Genomic DNA, 16,155 nt, shown 5'->3' with positions numbered 1-16,155 from the left:
GTCACACCGCACGGCGCTCGCAGGGGAGCGCCACCGGGTGCTTCCAGAGGGCGCCCGGACGGTGTGGCCGGTTCTCCACCCGATGGTCCGGGCCGCGGAGGGGCGGTCAGTCGGGGGTGCCGGGGGACCGGGTCGCGGCCGCCCAGGCGTCCGCGTGCTCGGCCTGCTCGGAACGCGTCGGGGTGGTGACGTGGGGGGTCGTGCCGGCCGGCGCGATCGTCTCCGAGGGGACGGTGCGGCCCTGGCGCAGCCGCTCGCCGGTGGCGCGCGCGGCGTCCGCGACGAGGTCGGCGACGACCGGGGCCGCCTTCGTGCGCGCGGCCTCCTTGGCCTGGGCCACCTGGTTCTGCACCGGCCCGGAGTGCCACACCTTGCTCGAGGTGCGGCGGATCTGCTCGTAGCGCTGTTTCCCTGCCTTGGCCCCGAGGACGTAGCCCGCGGCCAGCCCGGCCATGAAGGTCAGCTTGCCCATGGGGGCTCCTTTCGTCGGCCTCCGACCTTACCCATGGCACCGCGGGGCGGCGCGGGCGCGCATCCGCCGGATGCCCGGCGCCGCCCGGCGCGGTGGTCCGGCCGGGCGGGGTCCTACGCTGGGCGGGCGGTCCGGGCGCGTGACGTCCGGCGCCGTTGGAGGGCTCGCATAGTGGCCTAGTGCGGCGGTCTTGAAAACCGCTATGGCGGCAACGTCATCGTGGGTTCGAATCCCACGCCCTCCGCCGATCCCGGGCGGGAGCCCGCGACCGCCGGGAGCGGCGCAGGGCGGGAGATGACGGGGAGGCACGCGCCGAGGGACGAGGCGCGAGCCGGAGTCCCACGCCCTCCGCCGATCCCGGGCGGGAGCCCGTGCTTCCCCACTGATTGCGAGTTGAGCCGGTCGACGCGCTGTGCGGGGGCGTGTCGGGCGGCGGAACTCGCAACAAGTGGGCTGGGTCGGCGGCGGGGAGCATCCGACCGATTGCCCATCCGCCACCTCGAGGGGCCCTGCGGAGGGGCTGGGAGGTGGTGGATGCGCAAGAAGTCGGGTGACCGGGGACGCGTGCTGCCCCACTGATTGCGAGTTGAGCCGGTCGACGCGCTGTGCGGGGGCGTGTCGGGCGGCGGAACTCGCAATAAGTCGGGTGGGATGCGCGAGGAGTGGGGGGCGGGGGGAGCTGGGGTGGCTACCGTGGGCGGGTGGACCACCAGCCGGTGCGCGTCGTAACCGACGCCGAGCTCGTCGACGCCGACCCGACCTCGGGGATGCTGCGCCGGCGGGCCTTCGAGATGCCGGGGCTGTGGGCCGGCCAGGTCGTCACCGAGCCGGGCGCGGTCTCGGGCTGGCACCACCACGACAGCAACAGCAGCGTCCTCTACGTCGTGCGCGGGGTCCTGCGCCTGGAGTGCCAGGGCGTCGAGGGATGGGTCGACGCCGTGCCCGGCAGCTACGTGCAGGTGCCGGCGTTCACCGTGCACCGCGAGTCCAACCCCGGCCGCGAGCCGTCGCTCGCCGTCATCGCGCGCGCCGGCACGGGCATCCCGACGGTCAACGTCGACGAGGCGCCCCCGCCGCACCGGGCCCGAGGGTGAGCACCACCCCACCCCCGAGCGCCGCCACCCCCGTGCCCGACGACGCAGGGCCGCTCGATCAGGTCCGCGAGGCGGCGGCCGACCTCGCGGCGCCCGTGGTCGACGCGGCCCAGGGGGCGATGGACGCCGCGCACGACGCCACCGAGGCGGTCGCGGAGACGGCGCACCAGGTGGCCGAGGCGACCGCGCAGGCGGCCGAGGTCGCCGAGACGCACGCCGCGGTGAGCACCGGTGCGCGGCTGGGCTTCTTCCTCGACGGGCTCCTCCACGCCGCGATGGGCTGGGCCGGCCTGCAGATCGTCTGGCTCGGGCACAGCCGCAGCACCGCCGACGAGTCGGGCGCGCTCACCTCGATCGCGACCTCGCTCGGCGGGCGGGCCGTCCTCTGGGTCGGGTTCGTCGGCTTCGCGGTCGTCACCGTCTGGAACCTCGCCCGGGCCATCACCGGCCGCCACTGCCACACGCGCCTCAAGCGGCTCGAGCACGCGGCCGACGGCATCGCCTACGCGACGGTGGCGTGGGCGGCCGCCGCCTTCGCGATCGGCGCCGGCCAGACGAGCCGGGACTCGACGGTCGGCATCACGCGCACCCTGCTCGCCCTGCCCGGCGGCGTCCTGCTCGTCGTCGGCGCCGGGATCGCCGTCGCCGGCGTGGGGGTCTTCAGCATCTGGTCGGGCCTGACGCGCGACTTCCTCGTCGACCTCGCCCGCCGCCCCGGCCGGGCGCTCGTGCTCGTCGGCATCGTCGGGTTCGTCGCGCGCGGGGTCGCGTTCGGCATCGTCGGGCTGCTGTTCGTCATCGCCGCGTGGACGCACGACGTCAGCGCCTCGACCGGCATCGACGGGGCGCTGCGCTTCCTCCAGGACGTCCCCGCGGGCCGGTACGCGCTCGCGGTCGTGTCGCTGGGGCTCGTCGCGTTCGGCGTCTACCTGATGACGCGCGCCCGCCACCTGCTGCGCTGACTGCGGCCCGGGCATCGGCGAGGATGGTCGGATGCGCCTGACGACCGGGACGTCCGACACCGAGCTCGACCAGCGGCTCTCCGACGAGCTCGACCGCGTGAACGCGTCCGCGACACCGGGGCTGGCTCCGGCGGAGGAGCTGACCGTGCGGGCCACGGACGACGACGGCGAGCTGGTGGCCGGGGTGTCCGGGTGGACCTGGGGCGTCGCGGCGGGCATCGGGATGACGTGGGTGCGCGAGGACCAGCGCGCCACGGGCGTCGGCCGGCGCCTGCTCGAGGCCTTCGAGGACGAGGCGCGCCGGCGCGGCTGCGCGCACGTGTTCGTCACGTCGTTCACGTTCCAGGCGCCCGCCTTCTACGAGCGTGCCGGCTATCGCGAGCTCTTCCGGTGGGAGGACGTGCCGACGCGCGGCGTCGCGGACGTCCATCTGCGCAAGGAGCTGTGACTCCCGAGTGCTGCTGTGCCGGAACGGACCTCAGGCGCGCGGAAGGATCTCGCCCGACCCGCGCCGGACGAGCGTCGGGTCGACGACGAGGTGCTGCGGCGCCGAGGTGTCGCCCCCGATGCGGGCGAAGAGCCGCTCGGCGACGAGCCGGCCGATCTTCGTCACGTCCTGGCGGACGACGGTCAGCGGCGGGTCGAGGAGGTCGGCCAGCGGGAAGTCGTCGAAGCCGACGAGGGCGACCTCGTGGTGCACCCCCCGCTCGCGCAGCGCCCGCACGGCCCCGGAGGCGAGGATGTTGCGCCCGGCGAAGACGGCCGTCGGTGGGGAGTCGAGGTCGAGCAGCCGGTGGACGACCTCGCTCGCCTCGTCGGTGGAGGTGATGCCGTCGACGACGAGCCGCGGGTCGGGGCGCAGCCCGCGGTCGGTGTGCGCCGCCGTGAAGCCCTCGCGGCGCTGCTGGGCCGTCGTGAGCGTCGGCAGGTGGAAGAGCGCGGCGATGCGGCGGTGCCCCTGGTCGAGGAGGTGCTCGGCGGCCATCCGCCCGCCGAGGAGGTTGTCGACGACGACCGAGTCGACGTCGACGCCGCGCGGGGGCCGGTCGACGAAGACCGCCGGTGTGCCGGTGCGCAGCTCGGCGACGAGGTAGTCCTGCCGCTCGCTCGCCGGCATGAGGACGAGGCCGTCGACCCGTCGGGTCACGAGGTCGTGGACGAGCTCCTGCTCGCGCTGGGCCCCCTCGTCGAGGCTGGCCGCCAGCACGCCGGTGCGGTGGGCGCGGGCCGCGTCCTCGAGGGAGCGGAGCAGCCCGGCGGAGAACGAGTTCGAGACGTCCTGGACGAGCGCGCCGATGAGGCCGGAGCGGGCCCCGGTGCGGCGCAGGTTGCTCGCGGCGAGGTTGGGCCGGTAGTCGAGGCGCTGCACGGCGGCGGTCACGCGCTCGCGGACGTCGGCCGAGACGCCGGCCTCCTCGTTGACGACGCGGGAGACGGTCTTGAGGCTCACCCCCGCCAGGGCCGCGACGTCCCGCATGGTCGCCCTCGGGCGACTCTCTCCTGACAACGATGTCACGGCCATGTCACAAGGTGTAACCCATCTCTTGACCTGAGCGCAAGCAGACGGTACAACTATGCCCTGACAACGTTGTCACGAGGCAGCGTCGTTCGGTCCAGCCCAGTACTCAAAGGAGAGTCACGGACATGCAGCTCCGTCAGATCCCCACGACGCGCACCGCCCGTCGCGCCGTCGTCTCGGCCGCGATCGTCGGCCTCGCCCTCACCAGCACCGCGTGCAACCGCGGCAGCACCGCCGACACCGGCTCCGGTGGAGAGGCCGCCGTCGGCGTCACCCTCATCACCAAGGACTCCACCAACCCGTTCTTCGTCGCCATGCAGAAGGGCGCGCAGGCCGACGCCGGCAAGAACAACGTCAAGCTCACCGTCGCCTCCGGCAAGCAGGAGGGCGACGACCAGGGCCAGATCACGGCCATCGAGGACGCGATCGCCCGCGGCGACAAGGGCATCCTCATCACGCCGATGTCCACCGGCGTCAACGCGGCGATCAAGAAGGCCCGCGACGCCGGCCTCTACGTCATCGCCCTCGACACCCCGCCGGACCCGGCCGACACCGTCGACATCACCTTCGCCACCGACAACCGCTCGGCCGGCAAGCTCGACGGCGAGTGGGCCGCGGCCACGCTCGACGGCAAGCCCGCCGTCATCGCGCTGCTCGACCTCTTCGACGACAAGATCGTCTCGGTCGACTACAACCGCGACCAGGGCTTCCTCGAGGGCATGGGCATCGACGTCGCCGACGGCAAGAAGAACGGCGACGAGGCCGCCACCGGCACGTACACCGGTGGCAAGGGCGGCGACTACACGATCGTCTGCAACGAGGCCAGCAACGGCGCCGAGGACGGCGGCCGCACCGCGATGGAGAAGTGCCTCGCGAAGAACCCGGCCATCAACCTCGTCTACACGATCAACGAGCCCGCCGCCGTCGGCGCCAACGCCGCCCTCAAGGCGGCCGGCACCCAGGCGACGATCGTCTCCGTCGACGGTGGCTGCGCCGGCGTCAACTCCGTCAAGGAGGGCGTCATCGGCGCCACCGCCCAGCAGTACCCGCTGAAGATGGCGACCCTCGGCATGGAGGCGATCGCCAAGATCGCCCGCGGCGGCGAGAAGCCGAAGACCACCGAGGGCCTCGACTTCTTCGACACCGGCGTCGCGCTGGTCACCGACAAGCCCGTGGACGGCGTCGAGAGCATCGACTCCACCAAGGGCTCCGAGATCTGCTGGGGCAACTGAGCATGAGCTCCACCACCGGTTCTGCTGCCGCCGAGTTCGCTCGGCGGCAGCAGTCGCCCCTCCAGCGGGTGCAGAACCTCCTGCACAAGCGGCCCTGGCTCAGTCCGCTGTTCCTGCTGTTCGTGGCGTTCCTCGCCTTCTTCATCGCGACCCCGACGTTCTTCACGCCGAGCTCGATGGGGATCCTCCTGCAGCAGACCGCGGTCGTCGCCGCGCTGGCGGTCGGCCAGACCATCGTCATCCTCACCGCGGGCATCGACCTCTCGGTCGGCGCGATCATGGTGCTCTCGATGATGGTCATGGCCTCCCTCGCCCGTGACGGCGGGATGCCCGGCCTGCTCGCCCTGCTCATCGGGGTGGCCCTCGCCACGCTCGCCGGCCTGCTCAACGGCCTGCTCGTGACGCGGATCAACCTGCCGCCGTTCATCGTCACCCTCGGCACCCTGAGCATCTTCACGGCCATCGCGCTGCTCTACTCGGGAGGCGAGAGCATCCAGGCCGAGCACCTGCCGCGGATCCTCAACTTCCTCGGTGAGGGCTTCGGGATCGGGTCCTTCCGGCTCACCTGGGGGATCGTCGTCGTCGTCCTCATCTACGCGGTGATGGCCTTCGTGCTGTCGCAGACCGCCTGGGGGCGCTACGTCTACGCCGTCGGTGACGACGCCGAGTCCTCGCGGCTCTCCGGTGTCCCGAGCCGCCGCATCCTCCTCGGCGTCTACACCGTGGCCGGTCTCATCTACGGCCTCGCGGCGTGGATCCTCATCGGCCGGGCGGGCGCCGCCACCCCGAACGCGGTGCCGGACGCGAACCTCGCGTCGATCACCGCGGTCGTCATCGGCGGCACGAGCCTGTTCGGCGGGCGGGGCCGGCTCATCGGCACCCTCATCGGCGCGCTCATCGTCCAGGCGTTCTCGTTCGGGCTCTCGCAGCTCGGCGTCAACCAGCAGTGGCGCTACCTCGCGACCGGCGTCCTCGTCATCCTCGCGGTCGCCATCGACCAGTGGATCCGGAAGGTCAAGGCATGAGCACCATCGACAAGCTGCCCCTGACGGTCGACCACCTCCCCGAGGCCAAGCGGCACATCTACGAGGCGGACCCGATCCTCTCGGCGCGCGACCTCGTCATCACCTTCGGGCGCGTCGTCGGCCTCGACGGGGTGAGCCTCGACCTCTACCGGGGCGAGGTGCTCGCGGTCATCGGCGACAACGGCGCCGGCAAGTCGACGCTCATCAAGTGCCTCACCGGGGCGTACCTGCCGGACTCCGGCCAGCTGCGGCTCGACGGCAAGGAGGTCGCCTTCCGGCGGCCGCAGGACGCGCGGGACGCGGGCATCGAGACGGTGTACCAGCAGCTCGCCGTCATCCCCGCCCTCGACATCGCGAGCAACCTGTACCTGGGTCGCGAGGAGCGTCGCAAGGGCGTCCTCGGCTCGGTGTTCCGGATGCTCGACAAGGGCGGCATGGAGAAGCGGGCCGGCGAGTCCGTCCAGGGCCTCGGCATCCAGACGATCCAGAACATGAGCCAGGCGGTCGAGACGCTCTCCGGTGGGCAGCGTCAGGCAGTCGCCGTCGCCCGGGCCGCAGCGTTCGGGTCGAAGGTCGTCGTCCTCGACGAGCCCACGGCCGCGCTCGGCGTCAAGGAGTCGGGGATGGTCCTCGACATGGTGAAGCAGCTGCGCGACAACGGTCTCGCGGTCATCCTCATCAGCCACAACATGCCGCACGTGTGGGACGTCGCCGACCGCATCCACATCCAGCGGCTCGGGGGCTGCGCGGGCGTCATCACCCCGCAGTCGCACGACATGGGAGAGGGCGTCGCGATCATGACCGGCGCCAAGACGCTCACCCCGTCCTGATCCCGTGGCGCCGCACCTGCACCTGTCAACAGGTGCGGCGCCACGCCCCGGGGGCACCCGTTGCCCCTGACCCCGCAGTGCCCGCACGAGCCGGGTCGTCGTGGTGCCGGACACCACCCCGGCCGCGGCACGCCGGCACGGGCCGGGCCCCCACCTGCCGCCGGGCGCCGTCCGGCGTGCGTCCGGTCGCGCTCTCGCGGAGGTGAACCCACGATGACGATCGTCGTCGGGTACGTCCCCCGCAGCGATGGCCTCGCCGCCCTCGAGGTCGCGCTCGCCGAGGCCGAGCGGCACGCCGAGCCCCTCGTCGTCGTCAACGCCGGGGCGGACGCCGACCCGCGCGGGGTCGGTCGCGCGCAGCGGGGCGACATCGAGTCGATGTGCGCCGGGCTCGTCGCCCGGGGCGTGCCCGTGGAGGTGCGCCAGCCCTCCCGGGGCCTCGCGCCCGCGGACGAGCTGCTCGAGGCGGTCCGCAGCTGCGACGCGCGGCTGCTCGTCGTCGGGCTGCGCGACGGCACCCGGTCGCGCTCGGGCGGCGGGACGGCCGTCCGGCTGCTCGTCGAGGCCGACTGCGACGTCCTCGTCAGCCGCTTCCGGCGGGGCTGAGCGGGAGGCTCGCCCGCTCCGTGGACGCGGCCGTCGCGGACCCGGCGCGACGTGGCGGTCTCTGCTAGTTTCGTGGCCGGTTGCAGCAACAGCAGTACCTCGAAGGTCGAACTACCCTCGCGCCACAGGGGGCTGGAGTCGCATCCACGGCCGGTGCGCAGTGTGCCGGGCGAGTGACACACAGGAAAAGGACGTACCCCGCACATGGCACAGGGCACCGTGAAGTGGTTCAACGCCGAGAAGGGCTTTGGTTTCATCGCCCAGGACGGTGGCGGCCCCGACGTGTTCGTTCACTACTCCGCCATCGACAGCCAGGGCTACCGCAGCCTGGACGAGAACCAGAAGGTCGAGTACGAGGTCACCCAGGGCCCCAAGGGCCCGCAGGCCGAGCAGGTCCGACCGATCTGACGCCGGTCTCCTCCGACTGACGACGACCCCGCCCGGGTGCACCGGGCGGGGTCGTCGGCGTCAGGGGCCCGGTCGATGTCCGGGGCCGGCCGGCGTCAGCGGTCGGCGAGGGCGGTGAGGAAGCGCTTGGCGACCGGCGCCGCGGTCTGCCCGCCGCTCACGCCCTCCTCGACGAGGACGGCGAACGCGACCTGGCCCTGGTACCCGGTGAACCACGTGTACGGCTTCTCGTCGACGCCGTGGTCGGCGGTCCCGGTCTTGCCGCGGACGGTCCCGCCGGGCGTGCCGCGCAGGGTGGTCGCGGTGCCGCTCGAGACGACCTCGGCCATCATCGCCCGCAGCTGGGCGACGGCCTGCCCGTCGAGGGGGGTGGGCCGTGGCGTCGAGTCGCCCCGGACGAGGACCGGTGCGACGGAGGTGCCCCGGGCGATGCTGCCCGACATGACGGCGAGGGCGAGCGGCGAGACCTCGGTGCGGGCCTGGCCGATGACGGCCGCCGCCTGGTCGGTGCCCTTGCGCGTCTCGGGGATGCTGCCGTCGAACGCGCCGTCGACGCCGAGCGAGGAGGCCCAGCCGGACCCGATGCCGAGCGCCTTCGCCGCCTGCGTGAGGTCGGTCGTGCCGAGCTCCTGCGAGAGCGAGATGAACGCGGTGTTGCACGAGTGCGCGAAGTCCTGCGCGAAGGGCACCGCGCCGGGGATGGACTCGCCGGCGTAGTTGCGGAAGGAGCGGCCGTCGACGGTCACGGTCTTCGGGCAGGCGACGGTGCTCGTCGGGGTCGTGATGCCGCGGGTCAGGTAGGCGTAGGTCGAGGCGATCTTGAACGTCGAGCCCGGGGGGTACTTGCCCGTCAGCGCGCGGTCGAAGCCGTTGCTCGGCGAGCTCGCGGCGGCCAGCACCTCGCCGCTGCGGACGTCGACCGCGACGACGGCGCCGGGCACCGTGAGGCTCGACTCCTCGAGGGCCTGCTCGGCCGCCTCCTGGACGGACGGGTCGAGCGAGGTCGAGACGTCGGCCCCGTCGGTCGGCGCGACCTCGAGCACGCTCGTGTCACCGGCCCGGACGGTGAGCCCGGGGCGCCCGGCGAGCTCGCTGTCGTACTGGCGCTGCAGGCCGCTGATGCCCGAGCGGTCGCCGGCGACGTAGCGCCCGTCGCTCTGCTGCACGACCTCGGCCGTCACCTCGCCGACCGTGCCGAGGAGGGGCTGGCCGAAGGTGCGGGTGCGCCCGAGCGGCTGGGTCGCGCTCGGCGCGATGACCCCGGTGATGGCGTCGAGGCGCGCCTTGCGGGAGCGGTAGTCGGACTCGCGGTAGGTGATGACCGGGATGGGGGCCTGCGAGCCGCTCTTCGTGCGCTGCGCGAGCGCCTCGACCACCGAGCCGGCCCGCACGCCGGTGACCTCCTCGAGCGCCGCGGCGCCCGCGGCGTCGGCGCGGACCGGGTCGAGCTGCACCTGGTAGACGGTGCCCTGCGGCATGAGCGGCTCGCCGTCGCGGTCGAGCAGGTCACCGCGGCCGGGGGCCGTCCGCTCGAGGGAGAACCGGTCGCCGGCGGCGAGCTCCGGGTGCCAGGGCGAGCCCTCGGACGGGCCGGTGACGAGCCAGCGTCCGTCGCGCTCCTGGAGCCGGACGGGCGTCGAGTAGCGCCAGGGCACGTCGCCGGGCAGCGTCCAGGTGACGTCGAGCGAGGCGGTCGCGGCTGCGCCGTCGCGCCGCAGCGACCCCGGCCGCGCGCTGACCGTCGCGGACCCCAGCCCCTCGACGGCGGCGGTGAAGTCGGCGGGGGCGCCGCTGCCGGAGAACGGCACCGCGCTCAGGTCCTTGCCGGCCCAGGCGGCCGCGTACCGGGCGAGGGCCGCCCTCGCGGCGTCGTCCTGCGCGGTGCCGCGCGCGAGGACCCACCACGCGCCACCACCGGCGGCGAGGACCAGCGCCACCACCACTCCCAGCACCCACCCCGTGCGACGTGTCATGGGGCCATCCAACCCGATGGTCCCGACGGTCGCCGGTCCGACCGGGCGATGCTCCTCCCGTTTCCAGCCTCCGCACAGGTGCCGTCCGTACACTCGAACGGTCGTCCGTCCTCTTTCGCCCGGCCCACCGCCCGGACACGGCGACGCCGAAGGAGCAGATCGTGTCGGAGCCCACCCGGAGGGCCCGGGCCCAGCGCGTGCAGGCCACGCGACGCCCGCGACGCCGCCGCATCGTCACGGTGGCGGTGGTGTTCGTCGTCGTCGCGGCGCTCGTGGGTGGCGCCGCCTGGTGGCGGCTCGACGGCAACATCAGCCGCCTCGACATCAGCGGCGCGCTGTCGAGCGACCGCCCGACGCCGGTCGACGCGGACCCGACGAACATCCTCCTCATCGGCTCCGACACCCGTGCGGGGCAGGGCACCTCGGACGCCAACTCGGTGTCCGGGGCGCGCTCCGACACCACCCTCGTCGCCCACCTGTCCGGGGACCGCAAGCACGTCACCGTCGTGTCGATCCCGCGCGACTCGATGGTGCCGATGCCCCCTGGCTGCGACGCCAAGGTCCCGAAGCAGCAGTGGCCCCTCCAGCAGTTCAACGCCGCGTTCAGCCAGGGCGGGCCGGCCTGCCTCATCAACACGATCGAGGCGAACACCGGCATCTTCATCAACCACTTCGCGGTGGTCGACTTCAACGGCTTCAAGGGGATGGTCGACGCGCTCGGCGGCGTGCCGGTCTGCACCCCGGTCGCCATCGACGACCCCAAGGCGCACCTCAAGCTCGCGGCCGGCCGGCACACGCTCAACGGCACGCAGGCCCTGGGCTACGTCCGCGTCCGCTACACGGAGGGTGACGGCTCCGACCTCGGGCGCATCAAGCGGCAGCAGGCGTTCCTGTCCTCCATCGTCCAGGAGGCCACGCGCACCTCGTTGCTCCTGCGCCCCGACCGGCTCTACGGCTTCCTCGACGCGGCGACCAAGTCGCTGACGACCGACGAGGACCTCGGCCTCGGGACGATGCGCGACCTCGCGACCTCCGTGCAGAGCGTCGGGGTGAAGAACGTCGCCTTCGTCACCGTCCCGGTGGAGCCCTACGTGAACGACGCGAACCGGGTCCAGTGGACGTCGGCGGCCGAGTCGCTCTGGAAGACCATCCGCACCGACCAGCCGATCAACGAGCCCACGAAGCGCCCGACCCCGACGGCGAGCCAGGCCCCGCTGACGGTCAGCCCGGCCGACGTCGCCGGCGTCGTCGTCGTCAACGCGACGGGCGTCGACGGCCTGGCGAAGCAGGAGGCCGACGCGCTCCTCGTCCAGGGCTTCCCGCTCGTCACGACCGACTCCACGACCGACCGCACCGACGGCGTCCTCGTCCAGTACACGTCGGGGCAGGAGCAGGCGGCCCGCACCGTGGCCGCCGCCTTCCCCGGGGCGAAGACCGAGAAGGCGGACGGGCTCGGCACGACCATCCGGGTCGTCATCGGCCCCGGCTCGAAGACCGTCGTCGAGCTGCCGAACCGCCTCGGCACGGACCCGATCCCGACCCCGTCGGTCAGTCCGCCGTCGCCCCAGAAGGCGATCGAGGCGCGCACGGCCGACCAGGACATCTGCGCCTGACGGCTCGGCGACCCCGCTCCGTCAGGCCCCGCGCCGCGATCGATACGAAGTCGTCGGGTGCTGGTGCTTTCGTTCCCGTCCGGCCCCGGGGTCTCCCCCTGCGCCCCGAACCTTGGTTTCATGCGAGACGGACCCGCGACGCCGCGCGTGACAGCGGCCGCGGGCCGCGCGCGAAAGGACCCCCCCGTGACCGCACTCACGACGACCGCGCCCGACGCGGGCGTGCCGAGCCCCACGTACGACCGCACGACCGCCACGGTCGGCATCGTCCACTTCGGGTTCGGCAACTTCCACCGCTCCCACCAGGCGATGTACCTCGACCGGCTCATGGAGCGCGGGGAGGGCCTGGACTGGGGCATCTGCGGGGTGGGCGTGCTGCCGCAGGACGCCGCGATGCGTGACGCGATGCGCGCCCAGGACTGCCTCTACACGCTCGTCGTGCGCCACCCGGACGGCTCCCTCGAGCCGCGCGTCGTCGGCTCCGTGCTCGAGTACCTCTGGGGCCCCGAGGACGCCGACGCCGTCTACGCGCGGCTCTGCGACCCGGCCGTGCGCGTCGTCAGCCTCACCGTCACCGAGGGTGGCTACCTGAAGAACGCGGCGACGGGGGCCTTCGACGCCGACGACGAGGCGGTCGTCCACGACGTCGGGCACCTCGAGAACCCCCGGACGGCCTTCGCGTACGTCGTCGAGGGCCTGCGCCGCCGCCGCGAGGCCGGCCTGCCCCCCTTCACCGTCCTCTCGTGCGACAACCTCCAGGGCAACGGCGAGGTGTGCCGCCAGACGGTGGTCGGGTTCGCCCGGCTCGTCGACGCCGGGCTCGCCGACTGGATCGAGGCGACCGTCGCCTTCCCCAACTGCATGGTCGACCGGATCACGCCCGCGACGACCGACGCCGACCGCACCTCGTTGCTGCAGGACTTCGGCATCGAGGACCGCTGGCCCGTGCCGGCCGAGCCGTTCACGCAGTGGATCGTCCAGGACGAGTTCCCCCTCGGCCGACCGGCGCTCGAGGAGGTCGACGTGCAGTTCGTCGACGACGTCGAGCCCTACGAGCTGATGAAGCTGCGCCTGCTCAACGCGAGCCACCAGGCGCTGGCCTACCTCGGTGCGCCCGTGGGCTACACGCTCGTCGACGAGACGATGCGCGACGCGCGCATCCGCACCTACCTCGAGCGCTACATGGCCGACGAGGCCGCGCCGACGCTCGGCGAGCTGCCGGGCATCGACCTGCCGGCGTACATGGCGACGCTCCTCGAGCGGTTCGCCAACCCGGGCATCCGCGACACCCTCGTCCGCCTCGCCACCGACGGCGCGAACCGGATGGCGACCTTCACGCTGCCGGCGGTGCGCGCCAACCTCCGGGCCGGGCGGCCGGTCACCCTCGGGGCGCTGATGGTCGCTGCGTGGGCCGAGTACTGGGCGCTCATCGCCCGGGGTGGCCTGCCCGAGAGCGAGATCCCGCCGGAGGTGCACGCACGGGCGCTGCGCGAGGCGGCGGCCGACGAGGACCCCGGGGCGTTCATCCGCATCGAGGCGGTCTTCGGCGACCTCGCCGACGACGAGCGCTTCCGCGAGGAGTTCCTGCGGATGCGCAGCGCGCTCGCGGCCGAGGGCGTGCCGGCGACCCTCGACGAGGTCCTCGGCGGCTGACCGGGCCCCGGGGCGGTCAGGGCTCGGTCGGTGCGCGCAGCCCGAGGCTGAACACCTCCGGCGGCGGCTTCTGCGACGACTCCAGCTTCCGGTAGGACGTCGGGGTCGTGCCGACCTCGGCGAGGAACTGCCGGTTGAAGTTCGCCATGTTGTGGTACCCGCTCATCGCCGCGACCTGGGCGATGGGGTGCTCCGTCGTGTCGATCAGCCTGCGCGCGTGGGCGATCCGCAGCTTCTTGACCATGTTGCTGAAGGTCATCCCGGTCGCCGACTTGAAGTACTTCGAGAACGTCGGCGCGGACATGTAGGCCATCCGCGCGGCGGTCGAGAGCCGGATGTCGCCGGTGAGGTTCTCGAAGATGTACGCCAGCCCGGCCTCGACGGCGCCCAGCGAGCCGGCGTCGGTCGGCCGCCCGAGCCACTCGCTCGCGACGACGTCGCGCTCCTCGGCGGGGGCCGACGCGAAGAGCCCGAGCAGCCGGAAGAAGTGCGCCATCTGCTCGGACCCCTGGGTGCGGGTGACCTCGACGATCGTCTCGGCCGCCCGCCACGCCGTGGCCCCGGAGAACACGAGCCCCCGGGACGAGAGGCGCAGGACCTCGTCGACCTCCTGGAGCTCGGGGATCAGCTGCATGCACTGGCGGATCCAGTCGTCGGAGAACTGGATGACCGCGTCGCGGTCGACGGCCACCTGGCCGGGCTCTAGGTCGCTCACCCAGTCGTGGGGGAGGTTCGGGCCCATGATGCTCACGTGGCCGGGGGAGAAGGTCCCGACGTGGTCGCCGGCGATGAACGACCCGTGCGACTTGGTGATGAGGTGGATCTCGTACTCGGGGTGCGCCCCCCATCCGCAGATCTCGCTCGGGAAGTCGTGGGTCAGCACGCGCAGGGCGTGCTGCGGGTGCGGCGGGATGATCTCGCGGCGCGGGGCGTCCGGGTAGGGGCCGCGCACGAGCGGGGTGTCGGTCTCGCCGTCCTCGAGCGCGAGCGAGGGGAAGCCCGCGAGCCGGATCCGTGGCGTGCCGGTGGACTGATACGAAATCGTCACCACTCCTCGTTGACATCCTCGTCAGGACCCCGCTCACGGTGCCGCGTTCAGGGGTGCCGCTCACTCGCACGAGCACCCGCACGGGTGAGCACGGAAAAATAGTACCGAAACGACGCGGTCCTTGGTCCTTGTCGGCCGTCGGGCCCGGCTCTTACGTTGCCGGTGTTCCACCGCGGCAAGGCGACCCGGAACGCTCCCCGGGCTCGGGGGGCCACCCTCCTCCCGGGGTCGGGAGGGGTAAGACCTACCAAAGGAGTTAGGCATGCTCACCACGAAGCGCGCCCTGACCTTCGGCGCCGGTGCGCTGGCTTCGGCCCTCGCCCTGGCCGCCTGCTCGTCGGGGAACGTCTCCACGGACTCGGGCTCCGCCGGAGGCGGCGGGGGCGGGAACGTCACCCTCAACCTGGCCACCGTGAACAACGGCCAGATGAAGGACATGGAGAAGCTCAAGACCGAGTACGAGAAGGCCAACCCGGGCACGACCGTCAACTTCCAGGTCATGGAGGAGGGCGACCTGCGCGCCGCCGTGACCGCGGACGTCGCGAGCGGCGCCGGCCAGTACGACATCGTCACCATCGGCGCCTACGAGACGCCGCAGTGGGGGGCCAACGGCTGGCTCGTCGACCTCACCCCGGAGCTGCAGGCCGACTCGGCCTACGACGTCGACGACCTGCTGCCGCCGGTCCGCGACGTCAACACCTACGACGGCAAGCTGTTCGCGGTGCCGTTCTACGGCGAGTCCTCCATCCTCATGTACAACAAGGAGGTCCTCGACAAGGCCGGGGTCACCCTCTCCGAGAGCCCGACCTGGCAGCAGGTCGCGGACGCGGCGAAGAAGGTCAACTCCGCCGACATGTCCGGCATCTGCATGCGCGGCAAGCCCGGCTGGGGCGACCTGTTCGCGCCGCTCACGACGGTCGTGCAGACCTTCGGCGGCAACTGGTACGACGACCAGTGGAACGCGACGGTCGACACCCCGGAGTGGAAGCAGGCCGTCACCTTTTACAAGACGATGCTCGACGAGTCGGGCGAGAAGGACCCGGTGTCGTACAGCTTCAACGAGTGCCTCACCGCGCTCAAGGAGGGCAAGGCCGCGATGTGGGCCGACGCCTCCGTCGCCGCCTCGATGCTCGAGGCCGACGACTCGCCGGTGAAGGGCAAGATGGGCTACGCCCACATGCCGGTGGAGAAGACCCAGCAGTCCGGCTGGCTCTGGAGCTGGAACCTCGCGATCCCGTCCTCGACCAAGCAGAAGGACGCCGCGCTCAAGTTCGTCAAGTGGGCCACGAGCAAGGACTACATCAAGCTCGTCGGGCAGCAGATCGGCTGGAGCAACGTGCCCCCGGGCTCGCGCACCTCGACCTACGAGATCCCGGAGTACAAGGAGGCCGCGGCCGCCTACGCCCCGATCACCCTCGACGTCATGAGCTCGGTCAACCCGAAGCAGCCGGGCGTCAACCCGCAGAAGTGGGTCGGCATCCAGTACGTCTCGATCCCCGAGTTCCAGGACGTGGGCAACCAGTGCGCCCAGCTCGTCGCGGACTACCTCGCCGACCGCACCTCGGTCGACGACGCCCTCGCCAAGTGCCAGGAGCTCGCGCAGGCCGCGGGTGACAAGCACAAGGGCTGACGCCCCGCGCACACCCCGCATCCCGCGCACACCGCGCACCCCGTGAGCCACGGGTGCCGAGGCCGGTCCCTCCGGCCGGCCTCGGCACCC

Annotated in this window: 15 protein-coding genes and 1 tRNA gene; 12 read left to right on the top strand and 4 right to left on the bottom strand. The window is 72.6% G+C overall.

Annotated elements, in window-relative coordinates; all coding sequences use genetic code 11:
• Nucleotides 1-106: 106 nt before the first annotated feature.
• The gene (locus HL663_RS02485; protein WP_286175876.1) at nucleotides 107-472 is read right to left on the bottom strand and encodes a protoporphyrinogen oxidase; all 366 of its coding nucleotides are present in this window, start codon (nucleotides 470-472) and stop codon (nucleotides 107-109) included.
• Between the two features lie 157 nt (nucleotides 473-629).
• On the opposite strand from HL663_RS02485, the gene HL663_RS02480 reads away from it, so the two are divergent.
• From HL663_RS02480 to HL663_RS02465, 4 genes are all read left to right on the top strand, one after another.
• Nucleotides 630-716: transfer RNA gene (locus HL663_RS02480), tRNA-Ser, on the top strand.
• A 457-nt stretch (nucleotides 717-1,173) separates the two neighbouring features.
• Nucleotides 1,174-1,566 carry a cupin domain-containing protein gene (locus tag HL663_RS02475; RefSeq protein WP_286175875.1) on the top strand — a complete coding sequence of 131 codons (393 nt, stop codon included), beginning with the start codon at nucleotides 1,174-1,176 and terminating at the stop codon, nucleotides 1,564-1,566.
• A complete protein-coding gene (locus HL663_RS02470) occupies nucleotides 1,563-2,528 on the top strand; it encodes a DUF1206 domain-containing protein (RefSeq protein ID WP_173026905.1) in 966 nt (321 codons plus the stop codon). The genes HL663_RS02475 and HL663_RS02470 overlap by 4 nt, the downstream gene beginning before the upstream one ends.
• 31 nt (nucleotides 2,529-2,559) lie before the next feature.
• Entirely contained in the window at nucleotides 2,560-2,976 is a 417-nt protein-coding gene (locus tag HL663_RS02465) for a GNAT family N-acetyltransferase (RefSeq protein WP_173026904.1), read from the top strand.
• A 30-nt stretch (nucleotides 2,977-3,006) separates the two neighbouring features.
• Here the strand turns inward: HL663_RS02465 and HL663_RS02460 are convergent, their stop codons facing one another.
• Nucleotides 3,007-4,005, bottom strand: a complete 999-nt coding sequence (locus HL663_RS02460) for a LacI family DNA-binding transcriptional regulator (RefSeq protein ID WP_286175874.1) — start codon at nucleotides 4,003-4,005, stop codon at nucleotides 3,007-3,009.
• Between the two features lie 167 nt (nucleotides 4,006-4,172).
• Here HL663_RS02460 and HL663_RS02455 point away from each other — a divergent pair, with 167 nt between their 5' ends.
• The 5 genes from HL663_RS02455 to HL663_RS02435 all read left to right on the top strand — a co-directional run bounded on the left by HL663_RS02455 (nucleotide 4,173) and on the right by HL663_RS02435 (nucleotide 8,148).
• Nucleotides 4,173-5,279 carry a substrate-binding domain-containing protein gene (locus HL663_RS02455; protein WP_173026902.1) on the top strand — a complete coding sequence of 369 codons (1,107 nt, stop codon included), beginning with the start codon at nucleotides 4,173-4,175 and terminating at the stop codon, nucleotides 5,277-5,279.
• Nucleotides 5,280-5,281: 2 nt separating this feature from the next.
• The gene (locus HL663_RS02450; protein ID WP_173026901.1) at nucleotides 5,282-6,304 is read left to right on the top strand and encodes an ABC transporter permease; all 1,023 of its coding nucleotides are present in this window, start codon (nucleotides 5,282-5,284) and stop codon (nucleotides 6,302-6,304) included.
• Entirely contained in the window at nucleotides 6,301-7,134 is an 834-nt protein-coding gene (locus HL663_RS02445) for an ATP-binding cassette domain-containing protein (RefSeq protein ID WP_173026900.1), read from the top strand. Before HL663_RS02450 ends, HL663_RS02445 begins: the two co-directional genes overlap by 4 nt.
• A gap of 213 nt (nucleotides 7,135-7,347) precedes the next feature.
• Nucleotides 7,348-7,740, top strand: coding sequence for a universal stress protein (locus HL663_RS02440; protein ID WP_173026899.1), 393 nt, complete (start codon nucleotides 7,348-7,350; stop codon nucleotides 7,738-7,740).
• 204 nt (nucleotides 7,741-7,944) lie between these two features.
• Nucleotides 7,945-8,148: a cold-shock protein gene (locus HL663_RS02435; protein WP_173026898.1), complete on the top strand. Its 204-nt coding sequence runs from the start codon at nucleotides 7,945-7,947 to the stop codon at nucleotides 8,146-8,148.
• A gap of 95 nt (nucleotides 8,149-8,243) precedes the next feature.
• On the opposite strand, the gene HL663_RS02430 is transcribed toward HL663_RS02435, so the two are convergent.
• Nucleotides 8,244-10,121 (bottom strand): penicillin-binding transpeptidase domain-containing protein, encoded by a 1,878-nt coding sequence (locus HL663_RS02430; protein WP_173026897.1) that lies wholly within the window; start codon nucleotides 10,119-10,121, stop codon nucleotides 8,244-8,246.
• Nucleotides 10,122-10,282: 161 nt separating this feature from the next.
• Here HL663_RS02430 and HL663_RS02425 point away from each other — a divergent pair, with 161 nt between their 5' ends.
• Together HL663_RS02425 and HL663_RS02420 are read left to right on the top strand one after the other, a co-directional pair.
• Entirely contained in the window at nucleotides 10,283-11,734 is a 1,452-nt protein-coding gene (locus tag HL663_RS02425) for an LCP family protein (RefSeq protein ID WP_173026896.1), read from the top strand.
• 186 nt (nucleotides 11,735-11,920) lie between these two features.
• Nucleotides 11,921-13,387, top strand: coding sequence for a mannitol dehydrogenase family protein (locus HL663_RS02420; protein WP_286175873.1), 1,467 nt, complete (start codon nucleotides 11,921-11,923; stop codon nucleotides 13,385-13,387).
• 16 nt (nucleotides 13,388-13,403) lie between these two features.
• Here HL663_RS02420 and HL663_RS02415 read toward each other — a convergent pair whose 3' ends face one another.
• On the bottom strand, nucleotides 13,404-14,435 hold the full coding sequence (locus tag HL663_RS02415; protein ID WP_286175872.1) for an AraC family transcriptional regulator: 1,032 nt from the start codon (nucleotides 14,433-14,435) through the stop codon (nucleotides 13,404-13,406).
• 262 nt (nucleotides 14,436-14,697) lie between these two features.
• Between HL663_RS02415 and HL663_RS02410 the strand changes: the two genes are divergently transcribed.
• The gene (locus tag HL663_RS02410; protein WP_173026894.1) at nucleotides 14,698-16,065 is read left to right on the top strand and encodes an ABC transporter substrate-binding protein; all 1,368 of its coding nucleotides are present in this window, start codon (nucleotides 14,698-14,700) and stop codon (nucleotides 16,063-16,065) included.
• The last annotated feature ends 90 nt before the right edge of the window (nucleotides 16,066-16,155 follow it).

The sequence above is a fragment of the Arthrobacter sp. NEB 688 genome, from assembly GCF_013201035.1.
Classification (GTDB): domain Bacteria; phylum Actinomycetota; class Actinomycetes; order Actinomycetales; family Dermatophilaceae; genus Phycicoccus.
The sequence above is the reverse complement of the archived record's forward strand: the minus strand, read 5'-3'. Positions and strand labels throughout refer to the sequence as shown.